Source organism: Caulobacter ginsengisoli, from assembly GCF_030814835.1.
Lineage (GTDB): Bacteria > Pseudomonadota > Alphaproteobacteria > Caulobacterales > Caulobacteraceae > Caulobacter > Caulobacter ginsengisoli.
Genome location: NZ_JAUSVS010000001.1, coordinates 297,134 through 310,000 on the forward strand (window position 1 = coordinate 297,134; position 12,867 = coordinate 310,000).

The 12,867-nt window shown below is 68.8% G+C and carries 14 protein-coding genes; 8 read left to right on the forward strand and 6 right to left on the reverse strand.

Annotated features, from left to right (window positions below):
• Window positions 1–2 precede the first annotated feature (2 nt).
• The gene (locus tag QO010_RS01380; protein WP_307344933.1) at window positions 3–395 is read right to left on the reverse strand and encodes a DUF8776 family protein; all 393 of its coding nucleotides are present in this window, start codon (window positions 393–395) and stop codon (window positions 3–5) included.
• 196 nt (window positions 396–591) lie between these two features.
• Here QO010_RS01380 and QO010_RS01385 point away from each other — a divergent pair, with 196 nt between their 5' ends.
• The 3 genes from QO010_RS01385 (at window position 592) to QO010_RS01395 (ending at window position 4,021) form a co-directional block, all read left to right on the forward strand.
• Window positions 592–2,271 (forward strand): Na/Pi cotransporter family protein, encoded by a 1,680-nt coding sequence (locus QO010_RS01385; protein ID WP_307344936.1) that lies wholly within the window; start codon window positions 592–594, stop codon window positions 2,269–2,271.
• Between the two features lie 95 nt (window positions 2,272–2,366).
• The gene (locus tag QO010_RS01390; protein WP_307344939.1) at window positions 2,367–2,783 is read left to right on the forward strand and encodes a YciI family protein; all 417 of its coding nucleotides are present in this window, start codon (window positions 2,367–2,369) and stop codon (window positions 2,781–2,783) included.
• A complete protein-coding gene (locus QO010_RS01395; protein WP_307344942.1) occupies window positions 2,780–4,021 on the forward strand; it encodes an RNA polymerase sigma factor in 1,242 nt (413 codons plus the stop codon). Before QO010_RS01390 ends, QO010_RS01395 begins: the two co-directional genes overlap by 4 nt.
• Before the next feature lie 3 nt (window positions 4,022–4,024).
• On the opposite strand, the gene QO010_RS01400 is transcribed toward QO010_RS01395, so the two are convergent.
• A complete protein-coding gene (locus QO010_RS01400; protein WP_307344945.1) occupies window positions 4,025–5,623 on the reverse strand; it encodes an ATP-binding protein in 1,599 nt (532 codons plus the stop codon).
• A 202-nt stretch (window positions 5,624–5,825) separates the two neighbouring features.
• Here QO010_RS01400 and QO010_RS01405 point away from each other — a divergent pair, with 202 nt between their 5' ends.
• Window positions 5,826–6,500 (forward strand): YceI family protein, encoded by a 675-nt coding sequence (locus QO010_RS01405; protein WP_307344947.1) that lies wholly within the window; start codon window positions 5,826–5,828, stop codon window positions 6,498–6,500.
• A 209-nt stretch (window positions 6,501–6,709) separates the two neighbouring features.
• Here the strand turns inward: QO010_RS01405 and hfaD are convergent, their stop codons facing one another.
• From hfaD to hfaA, 3 genes are read right to left on the reverse strand one after another with little or no spacing between them, the layout of a single operon-like run.
• Entirely contained in the window at window positions 6,710–7,972 is a 1,263-nt protein-coding gene (gene hfaD, locus QO010_RS01410) for a holdfast anchor protein HfaD (RefSeq protein ID WP_307344950.1), read from the reverse strand.
• Window positions 7,890–8,906, reverse strand: a complete 1,017-nt coding sequence (hfaB, locus tag QO010_RS01415; protein WP_307344953.1) for a holdfast anchoring protein HfaB — start codon at window positions 8,904–8,906, stop codon at window positions 7,890–7,892. Before hfaB ends, hfaD begins: the two co-directional genes overlap by 83 nt.
• Window positions 8,907–8,908: 2 nt before the next feature.
• Window positions 8,909–9,325, reverse strand: coding sequence for a holdfast anchoring protein HfaA (gene hfaA, locus QO010_RS01420; protein ID WP_307344956.1), 417 nt, complete (start codon window positions 9,323–9,325; stop codon window positions 8,909–8,911).
• 171 nt (window positions 9,326–9,496) lie between these two features.
• Between hfaA and QO010_RS01425 the strand changes: the two genes are divergently transcribed.
• Window positions 9,497–10,039: a hypothetical protein gene (locus tag QO010_RS01425; RefSeq protein WP_307344958.1), complete on the forward strand. Its 543-nt coding sequence runs from the start codon at window positions 9,497–9,499 to the stop codon at window positions 10,037–10,039.
• Window positions 10,040–10,173: 134 nt separating this feature from the next.
• The gene (locus QO010_RS01430; RefSeq protein ID WP_307344960.1) at window positions 10,174–10,605 is read left to right on the forward strand and encodes a CBS domain-containing protein; all 432 of its coding nucleotides are present in this window, start codon (window positions 10,174–10,176) and stop codon (window positions 10,603–10,605) included.
• Here QO010_RS01430 and QO010_RS01435 read toward each other — a convergent pair.
• Window positions 10,587–11,105 carry a helix-turn-helix transcriptional regulator gene (locus QO010_RS01435; RefSeq protein WP_307344963.1) on the reverse strand — a complete coding sequence of 173 codons (519 nt, stop codon included), beginning with the start codon at window positions 11,103–11,105 and terminating at the stop codon, window positions 10,587–10,589. The two genes, QO010_RS01430 and QO010_RS01435, sit on opposite strands and share 19 nt — an antisense overlap.
• Here QO010_RS01435 and QO010_RS01440 point away from each other — a divergent pair.
• Window positions 11,067–11,291, forward strand: a complete 225-nt coding sequence (locus QO010_RS01440) for a hypothetical protein (RefSeq protein WP_307344966.1) — start codon at window positions 11,067–11,069, stop codon at window positions 11,289–11,291. The genes QO010_RS01435 and QO010_RS01440 overlap by 39 nt on opposite strands.
• Window positions 11,284–12,687, forward strand: a complete 1,404-nt coding sequence (locus QO010_RS01445; protein WP_307344968.1) for an MFS transporter — start codon at window positions 11,284–11,286, stop codon at window positions 12,685–12,687. Before QO010_RS01440 ends, QO010_RS01445 begins: the two co-directional genes overlap by 8 nt.
• Window positions 12,688–12,867: the final 180 nt, after the last annotated feature.

Here is a 12,867-nt window from a genome sequence, read left to right on the forward strand (position 1 = left end):
GGTCAGAACAGGTCCAGGTCGCCAGGGTCACTACGGTCTTGGAGCCCGGCCTCTTCGCCGCCCAGCGCCACATGCATGCGGTCCGCCAGGTCGCCCAGGGTGATGTCCGCCAGGGCCGGGCCGACCGGGGCCACGGCGTCGGCCGGGGCGTCGCCGCCCAGCCGGCGGGCGAAAGCCGACAGGCTGGTCAGGTGCTGAGCCAGCAGATCGACGGCGTGCATGCCGACGATCAGCCGCTCGCGCTTTTCCGGCGGCACGGTCGGCATCAGCTCGCCGATCAGCGTGTCCAGGAAGATGCAACGGGCCCCGGCCAGCTCGATCTCATTGGAGAGGACATCGAACGTCGCGGCGACGCTCGGCTCCAGGGTCGGGGTCACACGGGCGGGGGCGCTCAACGCGGTTCTCCAATCTTACGCGGTTATCCTGGCGGGATGAGGCTAACGAGGCATGAACATTGTGCGTGGGCGCGGCAAATCGTCCAATCTTAACCCAGATTGGGGTTGGTCCGTTTACGGAGTAAAAAACCGGTTGCCAAAGCGGCGCCAGACGTTCACCTAAACACTTGAGGCGGCGGGTGAATCCCGCTGGGGGATGGCCTATAGGAGGACTCTGAAAATCGGCGTTACCCTGACCCTGATTGACCTGGCCGGGTTCGTCGCCCTGCTGCTGTGGGGCGTGCATATGGTGCAGACCGGCGTGCAGCGCTCGCTGGGCGCGCGGCTGCGCGGCATCCTGGGCGCGGCCCTGCGCAACCGCTTCAAGGCCTTCCTGGCCGGGCTGGGGGTGACGGCGGTCCTGCAGAGCAGCACGGCCACCGGGCTGATGACGGCCGGGTTCGTGGGCGAGGGGCTGGTGGCGCTGGTCCCGGCCCTGGCGGTGATGCTGGGGGCCAATGTCGGCACGACCCTGATCGTCCAACTCCTTTCTTTCAATATCAGCGCCGTGGCGCCGGTGCTGGTGCTGATCGGGGTGGTGCTGTTCCGGCGGGCCGATGCGGGGCTGCGGGATTTCGGGCGGGTGATGATCGGCCTGGGCCTGATCCTGCTGGCTCTGCACCAGTTCATCGACCTGTTGCACCCGCTGACCGGCTCGAGCCTGGTGCGCGAGGTGATGGCCCAGCTTTCCGGCCAACTGGTCTTCGTGGCCCTGATCGGCGCGGTGCTGGCCTGGGCGGCGCATTCCAGCGTGGCCATCGTCCTCTTGGCCATGTCGCTGGCCGGGCAGGGGGTGATGCCGGTCGAGACGGCTTTCGCCCTGGTGCTGGGGGCCAACCTGGGCGCGGCGATCAATCCGGTGGTCGAGGGGACGGCCGGCGCCAGTCCCGAGGGCCGCCGGCTGCCGCTGGGCAATCTGTTCAACCGGATCTTCGGGGTGGTGGTCGCTCTGGCGGTCTTCCCCTATGCGGCCGCTCTGGTGACCGGGTTCGCCCATGATCCGGCCCGAGCGGTCGCCGACTATCACACCGCCTTCAACCTGGTGCTGGCGCTCGCCTTCTTTCCCTGGCTGAAGGCCTACGCGCGGCTGCTGGAAAGGCTGCTGCCGGCCCGGCCGCAGGCGGCGGACCCTGGCCGTTCGCTCTATCTGGACAGCCTGGCGCGCGAAACGCCGGTCATCGCCCTGGGCGGCGCCACGCGCGAAGCCCTGCGGATGGCCGACGCGCTGGAGGCCATGCTGGTGGGCCTGAAGGCCGCTTTCGAGAAGGCCGACAAGCGAGGCATCGGCGAGTTGCGGCGGACGGACGATGTGCTGGACCGGCTGAACCGGGCCATCAAGGCCTATGTCACCTCGCTGGACCCCGAGGCCTCCAACGCCGACGACCACCGCCGCATCGCCCAGATCCTGACCTTCGCCACCAATCTCGAGCAGGCGGGGGACGTGGTCGACAAGGGGTTGCTGGCCCTGATCGCCAAGGGGCTGAAGCGCGACCTGATCTTCACCGCGGCCGACCGCGCCGAGCTGGTCGCCCTGACCGACCGCCTGATCGCCAACCTGCGCACCGCCGGCTCGCTGTTCGTCAGCGGCGATGAGCGCGGCGCGCGCCTCTTGATGCGCGAGAAGGAAGCCTTCCGCGACATCGAGGCGGCCGCCACCGCCGCCCACTTCGCCCAGCTGCGCGGGGCGACCACCCAGACGGTGGAGACCTCGGCGCTGTATGTCGACGCGCTGCGGGATCTGAAGCGGCTCAACGCCCACCTGGTCGAAGCGGCGGCGTATCCGATCCTCGAGGCTAGCGGAGAGTTGCTGTCGAGCCGGTTGAAGGCGGAGGCCTAGCTTCCGGCGAATCCTCCTCCGGGTGAGGATTTTTTGGTGGTCCTGTCGGCTCCGGGCATAGTGGCGCGTCCTAGGCACGAACTCGGAGCGCGGCCATGCTGTACGCCATCTTCTGTTACAACGACGAGCGGGTCATTGGCTCCTGGAGCAAGGAGGAGGACGCCGCCTGCATGGTGCGGCTGCGCAACGTGCAGGACGGCCTGACCAAGGCCGGCAAGCTGGGCCCCGTGGCGCGGCTGCTGCCGACCACGGCGGCCACCACCCTGCGCAAGAGCGCCGGCGAATCCATCGTGCTGGACGGGCCGTTCGCCGAGACCAAGGAGCAGCTTCTCGGCTTCTACGTCGTCGACTGCGCCGACCTGGATGAGGTGCTGGCCATCGCCAGGGACCTGGCTGTGGCCAATCCGGGTACTGGCTCCTATGAAATCCGCCCGATGGCCATCTTCGATCCGGGCGTTCCCATGCCCGCCCTCGACCTGGATGGGCCGGGCATGCCGGGCCTTAACCGATGAGTGATCTGGCCTGGATCGGGGCGACGATTACCGCCGCCCGCCCCCAGGCCGTGGGGGCTCTGCTCCGCTATTTCCGCGATCTCGACACCGCCGAGGAGGCCTTCCAGGAGGCGTCCCTGCGGGCCCTGAAGTCCTGGCCGCGCAACGGCCCGCCCCGCGACGCCGCCGCCTGGCTGATCCTGGTCGGGCGCAACGCCGGGGTCGACGCGGTGCGGCGGGTTTCCAAGCTGACGGCGCTGCCCGAGGAGGAGACCATCTCCGACCTCGACGATGTCGAGGCGCCGCTGGCCGAGCGGCTGGACGGCAGCCATTACCGTGACGACGTGCTGCGGCTGATGTTCATCTGCTGCCACCCCGATCTGCCGGCCACCCAGCAGGTGGCCCTGGCTCTGCGCATCGTCTCGGGCCTGACGGTGAAACAGATCGCCAAGGCCTTCCTGGTCGGCGAGGCGGCCATGGAGCAGCGCATCACCCGGGCCAAGGCGCGGATCGGGGCGGGCAGCATCGCGTTCGGCGCCCCCGACGCCGTCGAGCGCACCGAGCGTCTCGGCGCGGTGGCGGCGATGATCTACCTGATCTTCAACGAGGGCTATTCGGTCAGCGCCGCGGTCGAAGGCGACCGGGCCGCGCTCTGCGACGAGGCCATCCGGCTGGCCCGGCTGCTGCTGGGGCTGTTCACGGCCGAGCCGGAGATCATGGGGCTGACGGCGCTGCTGGTCATTCAGCACAGCCGCTCGGCGGCCCGGTTCGACGCCGACGGCCAGGTCATCCTGCTCGACGACCAGGACCGTTCGAAATGGGACCGCGCGCTGATCGGCGAGGGTCTGGCCCTGATCGACAAGGCCATGCGCCATCGTCGGCCGGGCCCCTATCAGATCCAGGCGGCCATCGCCGCGTTGCACGCGAGGGCCGCCACGCCGGCCGAGACCGACTGGGCCGAGATCGATGCCTTGTATGCCGCGCTGGAGCGGCTGCAGCCCTCGCCGGTGGTGACGCTGAACCGGGCGGTGGCGGTGTCCAAGGTCGCGGGGCCGGAGGCAGCGCTGGCAATGATCGAACCGCTGGGCGAGCGGCTGGAGGCCTATTTCCACTTCCACGGCGCGCGCGGGGCGTTCCTGCTGCAGCTGGGCCGCAAGGACGAGGCGCGGGAAGCGTTCAGCCAGGCCATCTCGCTGGCCAACACGGCGGCGGAGGCGGCGCATATCCGCCAGCATCTGGACCGGTTGATGGAAGGGTAGGGCTTAGGCTGCCGGCAGCGTCATCGTGATCGTCGTGCCCACGCCCTCGGTGCTGTCGATACTTACCGACCCGCCCGAACGGCTGACGATCCCGAATACCTGCGCCAACCCAAGCCCCGTGCCCTTGCCGACCCCCTTGGTGGTGAAGAAGGGCTCCATGGCTCGCTCGGCTACGGCCGGAGGCATGCCCTGGCCGGTGTCGCGAACGGTGAGGTCGATGCCGCCGGGCTGGCGGGCCGGGCGGGCGGCGATGGTCAGGGTTCCGCCGTCCGGCATGGCGTCCCTGGCGTTGACCGCCAGGTTGATCAGGGCCAGTTCGAGCTGGGCGGCGTTGCTGGTCACCGTGGCGGCGGCCGGGTCGATGTCGATGACGAGGGTGATGGCCGGGCCCAGGGTCTGGCCCAGCAGGCCCGAGAGGCTGGGCAGCAGGGCCGCCAGGTCCACCGACTCCAGGTCGACGGGGCCGGCCCGGGCGAAATCGAGCAGCTGGCGGGTCAGGGCCGCGCCGCGGTCGGCGGCGTCCTGGGCGTTCTTCAGCGGCCGGACCAGGGCCGGGTCATCGGTGCGTTTGCCGATCAGCTGCAGGCTGCCGGTGATGACCATGAGCAGGTTGTTGAAGTCGTGGGCGACGCCGCTGGCCAGCTGGCCGATGGCGGCCAGCCGCTGCGACTGTTCCTGGCGCTTGAGCTCGCGGCTCTGTTCGGCGAGGCGCCGCAGGGTGAACCAGGCCAGGGCGGCGGCCAGGATCAGCACCGCCAGGGTCGAGACCCCGTTCAGCAGCCAGGCCCCCCGCAGCGGCGCCGACAGGCGGGCGGCGCTGGTGGCGATATGGGTCGACCAGCCCGATAGCTCGGAGGTGTCGAAGGTGGTGACGCTTTTCAGCCCCTCATAGGTCACGCCGCGATAGGAGCCGTCGCGGGCGGTGGCGATGGCCCGGCGCACATAGATGGTGGCGGGTTTTCCGGCCTTGCCGCGATAGTTCAGGGTGCGGGCCAGGAACCGCCCCTTGGTGTCGACGATCGCCGAGACGCCGGTTTCGGGCGCGTGGCTCTTGAGGATGGCCTGGAAGTCCTCGGTGCCCATCTCGACCGACAGCACATAGGTCAGGACGCCCTTTTCGAGGACGGGAACGTGGAGGGTGACACAGGGACAGCCCGGCGAGGTCATATCGCCGACACCGTCGATCTGGGCCTTGGCCCCGCCGCCGGCCAGGTAGGCTCGCACCGAAGGGCGGGCAGGGCGGTTCTTCCCCAGGGCGCTGCGGGTCTCGAAGATCTCGCGACCGGTCGCCGTGTCGGTGAGGATGACGTTCTTCCAGCGCGGGCGGGCGGCGACCACCCGGCTGATGCGGTCATAGGCGCCGGGCCAGTCGCGGGCGATGAGGAATTGCGAGGATGAGAGCACCTCCAGGGCGCTGCGATCCGACCACAGCTGGCCATCGACCTGGGCGTTGATCTCGCGGGCCCGGCCAGCGGCGTCCTGCTCGATCGAGCGCCGCTGGGCCTGCATGGCGAAGGCGCCCTGCAGGGCGACGAACAGCACCAGCGGGAGCACAAGCGCCGCCGCGAGCGTCAGAAATGTCCGCCAATCCGATCTCGGCATAGCCCCGGCCCCTGGACGGGCACACTAGGCGCCGGTTGGAGAAAGGCGAGGGCCGGCTTACCCGTTCGGGCTGAGTGCGACCTTATGTCCCCAGTTTGGGGCGAGTAGCCGACAGAAAACTTTCGAGCGAATGTCGGGGCCGAACGAGGCCGTGCGTCGTTCCATCAGAGACCGACGCCAACCCTGCGAGATGGAGACCCCGATGAAACCCGTCCTGATGGCCACGGCCGCCATGCTTGTCCTGGCCGCTTGCGCCCCCGCCCAGAATGCCAAGGCTCCCGCGCCGGCCGCCGCCGCCGCGCCGGTGGTGACCGCCCCGGCCGGCCAGTACCACACCGACCCGATGCACAGCAGCCTGAACTTCCGGGTCAATCACATGGGGATGAGCCACTACACGGCCCGCTTCCTGAAATTCAACGCCACCCTGGACTTCGACCCCAAGAACATCTCGGCGATGAAGGTGTCGGCGACGATCGACCCAGCCTCGCTGCAGACCAACTATCCCGAGCCGGAAAAGCTCAACTTCGACAAGCAGATCGCGGGGCCGGAATTCTTCGACGCCGGCAAGTTCCCGACCATGACCTTCGTCTCGACCAAGGTCGTGCAGACCGGGCCCGACACCGCCGACATCACCGGCGATCTGACCATGCACGGGGTGACCAAGCCGGTCGTGCTGCACGCCAAATACAACGGCGGCTACGACAAGATGGCCATGGATCCGGGCGGCTCGAGGATCGGCTTCTCGGCGACGGGGACGCTGAAGCGGTCCGATTTCGGGATGGGCTTCGGCGTTCCGGCCCCGGGGACGACGATGGGCGTCTTCGATGAGGTGGAGATCATCATCGAGACCGAAATGCTGCGGCCGCTGGATAAGTAGGTTTACCCAACTCTCCTCCTCGCTTGCGAGGAGGAGCGAGGGACACGCCGAAGGCGGCGTCCCACGGAGGAGGAGCCTTGCGGCGGTTCAGCATTCCGCCGGCGCAGGATGTTTCCCCCGACACGTGGCCGCTGGTTGTCTCCTCACCCGCTCGGCGGGCTGACGCCCAGCCGAGTCGACCTCTCCTCTGAGAGGAGAGGAGTTGGGTGTCAGTTCCCGTTCGGCCGGCTGACGTAGAAGGCCGCGTTGTTCCCAACCGCCGTTGATACCCCGTACAGGCTCCGCGACGTGCCGCCGACCGTGATCGACGAGGTCGCCGCCACGTCGCCCTGGTTCACCTGGCGGCTGTTGACGTTGACCGTCCCGGCACACTCCGAGCAGGCATAGGCGGTGGCGTCGTTGCCGATGGCGTTGGCGCGGACGGTGGCGTCGTAGCCTTCCTGGCCCTGGAAGCTGGCGATGGCCTCGACCCCGCCCGCGCCGTTGAACTGGTCGTTGTTGAGCACGACCTCGGGGCCGTATTCGCCGGCCAGGACCGAATTGCCGGTCGCCGTGGCGTCCACCGTGGCGCCGCCGAACTGGTAGGAGGTAGCCTCCGACTGGCTGCGCACATAGGCGGCGTTGATCTGGGTGTTGTCGACGTCCAGCAGGGCGCCCTGGTTGATGGTGGCGGTCTGGTTGCCGGTCGCCACGGTGCTGGTGGTCGAGAGGTTGGAGTTGCCATAGGCGGTGAACTTGCTGGCCTGGACCAGGGCGCCGCTGTTGGACTGATAGATGGCCAGCCGCTCGGCCGATTCATTCTGGCCCACCGAGATGACGCTGTTGCCAGTGGCCTGGCCGCTGACATCGGCCGTGCCGGCCACGTACTGCACGATGGCCCCGCCGTCGGCCAGCACCGAGGCGCCGCCGGTCTGGTTGACCCGCACCCCACCGGCGCTGTTGTCGAAACTGAGCGTGGTGGAGTTGCCTGCCGCGCTGGTCACCTGCGTGACGTCGCCGGCCTGAGCGTCGGCGCCCTCGATCTGGCTGATGGCGGTGATGGCCGGCGAGGCGTCGGTCTGTTGGGTAATCACCCCGGTCAGCGTGGCCGCGCCCTGGATCGAGGCGTCGGCGGCGTTGCCAGTGGCGGCGTTGGAGACATAGAGGCTGTCGGGCTGGGAGGTGGTCATGTCGACCACTGTCTGGCTGATCGCCGAGCCGGCCATGGTCTGGTTGGAGGTCACGGCCATGTCGGCCCCGTCGGCCCCGGCCACCACGGCGTTGCCGGTCGAGCTGGCCTGGGTCTGGACGTCGGTGGCGGTGACGACGGTCAGGGTTCCGGACGAGAAGACATCGCCCAGCTGGATCTGGTTGTTGATGACCTGGCTGGGAGGCGGGGTCTGAGCCTGACTAGTAGCGGCCGCGCAGAGTAGGCTTAACAGCGGGATCGCGCTTATCGCTCCAGCGAGCAGGGTCTTCGCGGGTCGTGCCATTGTTCGTCCCCGTATTGTTGTAGGCGGGGACATAGCCCCCGGTCAGGCCGGTGGTGGAGCCGCCCAGCGGATCGCTGGTCAGGCAGCTCTGCGGGCCGGGCATGCCGTAGAGGTTGGCGGTCATCTCCACGACGGCCCGCTCGATCAGCGAGCGCACGGCCAGCTGCAGGGGTTCCAGCGCGCCGGAGCCGCCGGAGACGTCGAAGACATTGCCATTGAGGAAGTCGAAGAGGCCGATGCCGACTTCGCGGCCGACCACCTGCTTCTGGTAGGAGATCACGTCGACCACCTCCAGCGTGCGGGTGTTGATCAGGCGCAGGTCGATGGCGACGTTCATCACGAAGATGGAGTTGCGGAAGCGGCCCTTCAGGCCATCGGTGTCGCGATCGCCGGCGGCCAGGTCCGCGCCGTTGGAGCGGATGTTGTAGTTCAGCTCGGTAATGCCGCCGGTGACGTAGAAGTCGGAGCCGGGCACCTGGCCGGCGAAGATCTTGCGCGGATCGGACGGGCCGTCGGCGGCCGGGTTGGGGTCGTCCGAGATCAGCTTGTTGTTGGTGTATTTGAGTTCCAGTTCCGACACTGACGTGTCGAAGCGTTCCACAAGCGGCATGCCGGCCTTGGCGAAGGCGCTCATGGCCATCAGCGAGGCGCCTTGCGTGACCTTGCGGCCCGAGCCGTCGCTTTCTTCCTTGCCGGTGTAGTCGGCGATGCGGCCCACGGCGATGCGGGGCGCGCCCAGCTTGTACTGGCGGGCATAGTTGCCGAGGCAGACCAGGGCGGTGGAGTAGGGGGTCGGGTTGGCCGTGACCGTGGCCGTGCCGATAGGCTTGGCGTAACGACCGTCGGCCCCCGCGATGGGCGTCGCGCAGGCCGAGAGCAGCAGAGCCGAAACCGAGACCGCCGCGATGACGCGGCGGGGGACGCTGGTTGCCATTGCTAGTTCCCCACCCCGCCGCTCGTCGTCGAGCCGGCCGTGACGTTGCCGTTGTTGGTCTGCACCGAGGTGATGACCACAGTGTTGTAGTTGCCCTGGGTGATGACGATCAGATTGTTGCCGATCGCCGTCGAGGAGCCGCCGATATTGCCCACCCCGGAGGTGTCGCTGAACACGCCGCCGCCGGTCTGGGAGGCAAAGACGCTCTGGTCCTCCCCGGCAAGAATGACCCCGTCGACGATGACCCGGTTGCCCTGGCCCGTGCCGCCGACGCTGACCGGGCGGTTCTCCTGGCCGGAGACGCGGCCGTAGCCGGCGTTGTAACCGGCTGAATTCGTTGAGATCGACTGAGCCGTCGCGGCGCCGGCGACAGCAAGGGCGGCCAGCGCGAGCGAGGCGGTGATCTTCAGGTCGGCCATGAGAAGCTCCACGCGGCGAATTCGGCTTGGCGGGGCCAAGCAACGGCCGTGCCAAAACAGGACAGACTTCATCCTGAAGGCGAACCTCTGGCGATTTGGTTAAGGAGAAGTGGGCTGGGCGCCCTGCGGCGCCTCCGCTACCGTCCGTTGGACGGCGGGCGGAGCGGGAAGATGAAGCTGAGCATCCTGGCGATAGCCGCGCTTCTGCTGGCGGCGCCCCTCGACAAGTCTATCCCGATGGGCGGAGGCGGCGACGAGCTGATCGTGCCGGGCGCCAGCCTGGTGAAGTTCGAGGGGGTCGACGAGGACCTCGTCGCCCATTTCGACGGCCGCTTCCTGCTCAAGGGCCAGTTCCACTACGCCTGCTTGTACGAATGCACTGGGAGCGGAGACGAGGCGGTGCTCTCCGTTACGCCCGATCCGGTGATCGCCGGGCGGCTTCCGCGCCTGAAGTCTCGCAATCCGGTCAGGGTCGATCGCATCCTGATCTATGGCGGCGAGGCCTTCGCCCTGGCCAACATCCCCGCGGCGAAGCGGGCGGCCGTGATAAGCGGCACGCTGGCTGAGGTCACGGGCCGCGCCGAGTTTATGGTCGACGCCTACGCCGCCTCGCTGGAGTGCGATGGCTCGCTATATACGGCGAGGTTCGTGGGGACCGCGAGGCCGGAAACCCTGCCCAAGCCCGTGGCTGGGCAGTTTGGGTGTGGTGGTTGAGGCGCAGCCCAACAGGCGCCGGTGTGGTGCGGCTTCAGGCGCCCCGGCCGGTCACTTCCCCGGCAAGTGGTTGATTCTCCGGCCCGATAGGCAGAGGCTTCTCCCCAACCAGTACCTAAAAGGGAGAGACGTGCATGCTCGTATCCCAGATCCTGAAGGACAAGGGCGACCTGGTTTTCACCGCCGGACCGGGTGAGACGGTAGGGGCGGTGGCGGCTCTGCTGCACAGCCGGCGCGTCGGCGCCATGGTGGTGGTCGATGACAGTCACATGGTGATCGGCATCGTGTCCGAGCGCGATATCGTCAAGGCGGTGGCCAGCGAAGGTCCCGGCGCGCTGAACCGGCCGGTGGAAATCTGGATGACCCGGGACGTGGTGTTCGCCTCGCCCGGCGAGACGGTGGACAGCCTGCTCAGCCGCATGACCGACCGCCGCATCCGCCACCTGCCGGTGATCCGCGACGGGCGGCTGGCGGGGATCGTCTCGATCGGCGACCTGGTGAAGCACAAGATTTCCGAGGTCGAGGCCGAGGCCGACGGGCTGAAGGCCTATATCGCCGCCGGCTGAACCCGGTACGCGCAACGCCGCGCGCCGGCCAGGATGTGGTCGGTGCGCTCGATGCTGACTCCGTCGCCCAGCATCAGGCGGAACAGGGCCAGTTCCGAGCGGCAGAAGCCCTGGCAGGCCCGCGCCGCCGCGCAGATGGGGCAGTGGTTCTCGATCAGCAGCCAGCCGCCGTCCGGGTGAGGCTCGACCTTCGCCATATATCCCTCGCGCGCGCGCGCGAGGGCCAGCTGCTCCAGCCGGGCCTCGAGGTCGGGGGCGGTGAGCTGTTCGCCATAGCTTTGCGCCGAGGCGGTTTCACGGGCGGCGATAAGCCGGTCGAGGCCTTCCTCGCCGAATGCGGACCGGGCGGCGGCGATCAGCTCCAGGGTCATCTGGGCGTGGCTGTCGGGGAACCGGGCGTGGCCGGCCCCGGTGAGGCTCCAGACCTGGCCGGGACGGCCGACGCCGGCCTTTTCGCTGACATGCTCGACCAGGCCCTCGGCGGACAGACGTTCGAGCATCTGGCGGGCGGCCTGGCGGGAGACACCAAGATGTGCGGCCAGAGCGCCGGTGCGCTGGGCGCCGTGAGTCTTGAGCCGGAGGAGGAGGGGTTGAGTCGTCACTTTGACAATCTGGAGCTTGCGAAATCGCTGGGGGCGGTTTACCGCTTCCCGGAATTGCAAACAAGAAGATTGTCAAATGAGTGATTCAAACTGGGGGGAACTGCTGAAGGGAGCCTTCTTTCCGCGTTTTGCCCTGCTCTGCCTGGGCGTCTGGCTGAACGCCGCCGACTCTCTGGTCACCGCGACCATCATGCCCAGCGTCGCGGCGCAGCTGGGCGGCTATGCCTATTTCGGCTGGGCGGTGGCCATCTACACGCTGGGGGCCATCGTGGCAGGGGCCAGCTCGGGCCGGCTGTCGGCGCACCTGGGTTTGCGCACGGCCATGGCGGTGGCGGGCCTTACCTATAGTGTCGGGTGCCTCGCCAGCGCCCTGGCCCCTGGAATCGCTGTCTTTCTTATAGGGCGGCTGGTGCAGGGAATCGGGGCCGGCTGGATCGTCGGCTTGGTCTATGTGGCCGTCGGGCTGGTCTTCCCCGAGCGGCTGTGGGCGCGGGTCTTCGCCTCGACCACCAGCGTCTGGGGCGTGGCCACCGTGCTGGGGCCGCTCGTCGGCGGCGTCTTTGCCGAGGCGGGGCATTGGCGGAGCGCCTTCTGGTTCTTCGCGGTCCAGGGCCTGGCCTTCAGCGCGGCGGCCGCGGTGCTGCTCTCCTCGAAAGCGCCTGAGTCGGCGGCCGAGAAGGGGGCGGGCCTGGCCCTGCCGCAACTCTCTCTATTGGCGATGGGGGTGATTCTGATCGCCAGCGCCGGACTGATCGACTCACCCGCCGGGTCGGTCGCTCTGGTCGTCGCGGGGCTGGCCATGCTGGCCTTCATGATCCGCTTTGACGCCAGCCAGGCCGTGCCGCTGCTGCCCCGGGACGCGCGGCGACTCACCACCGCGGCGGGGGCGGGCTACGCCGTCATCTTCTGCATGGCGGCCGGCACGACCACGCTGGGGGTCTACGGCGCGGCGATTCTGCAGGCGGTGAACGGGGTAGGGCCCCTGACCGCCGGCTATGTGGTGGCGGCCGAGGCGCTGGGCTGGACGCTGGCCGCCCTGCCGATCGCGGGCCTGGCCCCCCGCTGGCACGGCCTGCTGATCCGGGTGGGCGGCTCGATGATTCCCATAGGGGTGGCCGCCATGGCCCTGACTTTCGGCCGACCGGGCCTGGCGGGGCCCATAGCGGCGGCGACGCTGACCGGGGCGGGGTTCGGGATCTGCTGGGCCTTCCTGGCGCGAAGGGTGCTGGCCAGCCTGGACGATACCGAGCGGCCGTTGGGGGCGTCAGCGATTCCCTCCACCCAGCAGGCGGGCGGGGCGACAGGGGCGGCGGCGGCGGGGGCGCTGGGCACGGCCCTGGGCCTGGCGCATGGAATCGATGCGGCCCAGGCGAGCGCCGCGGCGCCCTGGCTGTTCGGGGCCTTCCTGCCGGTGGCGCTGTTGGGGGGATTTGCGGCCTGGCGGCTGGCCGATTGCGCGCCGGCGGAGGCGGTGCCCTAGCCCCTTGAGTCCTTACGGGAAAGGGCTTTGCCGCGATCGCCGGTCGGCGAATAAAACGCCGCACCGTGACGTTTTTTGCGCAACCGGGGTTGCCACCCCGGGAGGCCGCGTCTAGAAGCCCCCCTCGCTCGGAACGGCGCCGCCGCCGAGGGAACCAAGGGCTCCAAAAAATCCCTTGAT

Bases quoted from the DNA above. Each gene is read 5' to 3' on its own strand.
- QO010_RS01385 (WP_307344936.1), top strand. From the start codon at position 592: ATGGCCTATAGGAGGACTCTGAAAATCGGCGTTACCCTGACCCTGATT.
- QO010_RS01390 (WP_307344939.1), top strand. From the start codon at position 2,367: ATGCTGTACGCCATCTTCTGTTACAACGACGAGCGGGTCATTGGCTCC.
- QO010_RS01395 (WP_307344942.1), top strand. From the start codon at position 2,780: ATGAGTGATCTGGCCTGGATCGGGGCGACGATTACCGCCGCCCGCCCC.
- QO010_RS01400 (WP_307344945.1), bottom strand. From the start codon at position 5,623: ATGCCGAGATCGGATTGGCGGACATTTCTGACGCTCGCGGCGGCGCTT.
- QO010_RS01405 (WP_307344947.1), top strand. From the start codon at position 5,826: ATGAAACCCGTCCTGATGGCCACGGCCGCCATGCTTGTCCTGGCCGCT.
- hfaD (WP_307344950.1), bottom strand. From the start codon at position 7,972: ATGGCACGACCCGCGAAGACCCTGCTCGCTGGAGCGATAAGCGCGATC.
- hfaB (WP_307344953.1), bottom strand. From the start codon at position 8,906: ATGGCAACCAGCGTCCCCCGCCGCGTCATCGCGGCGGTCTCGGTTTCG.
- hfaA (WP_307344956.1), bottom strand. From the start codon at position 9,325: ATGGCCGACCTGAAGATCACCGCCTCGCTCGCGCTGGCCGCCCTTGCT.
- QO010_RS01425 (WP_307344958.1), top strand. From the start codon at position 9,497: ATGAAGCTGAGCATCCTGGCGATAGCCGCGCTTCTGCTGGCGGCGCCC.
- QO010_RS01430 (WP_307344960.1), top strand. From the start codon at position 10,174: ATGCTCGTATCCCAGATCCTGAAGGACAAGGGCGACCTGGTTTTCACC.
- QO010_RS01440 (WP_307344966.1), top strand. From the start codon at position 11,067: ATGCTCGACCAGGCCCTCGGCGGACAGACGTTCGAGCATCTGGCGGGC.
- QO010_RS01435 (WP_307344963.1), bottom strand. From the start codon at position 11,105: ATGCTCGAACGTCTGTCCGCCGAGGGCCTGGTCGAGCATGTCAGCGAA.
- QO010_RS01445 (WP_307344968.1), top strand. From the start codon at position 11,284: ATGAGTGATTCAAACTGGGGGGAACTGCTGAAGGGAGCCTTCTTTCCG.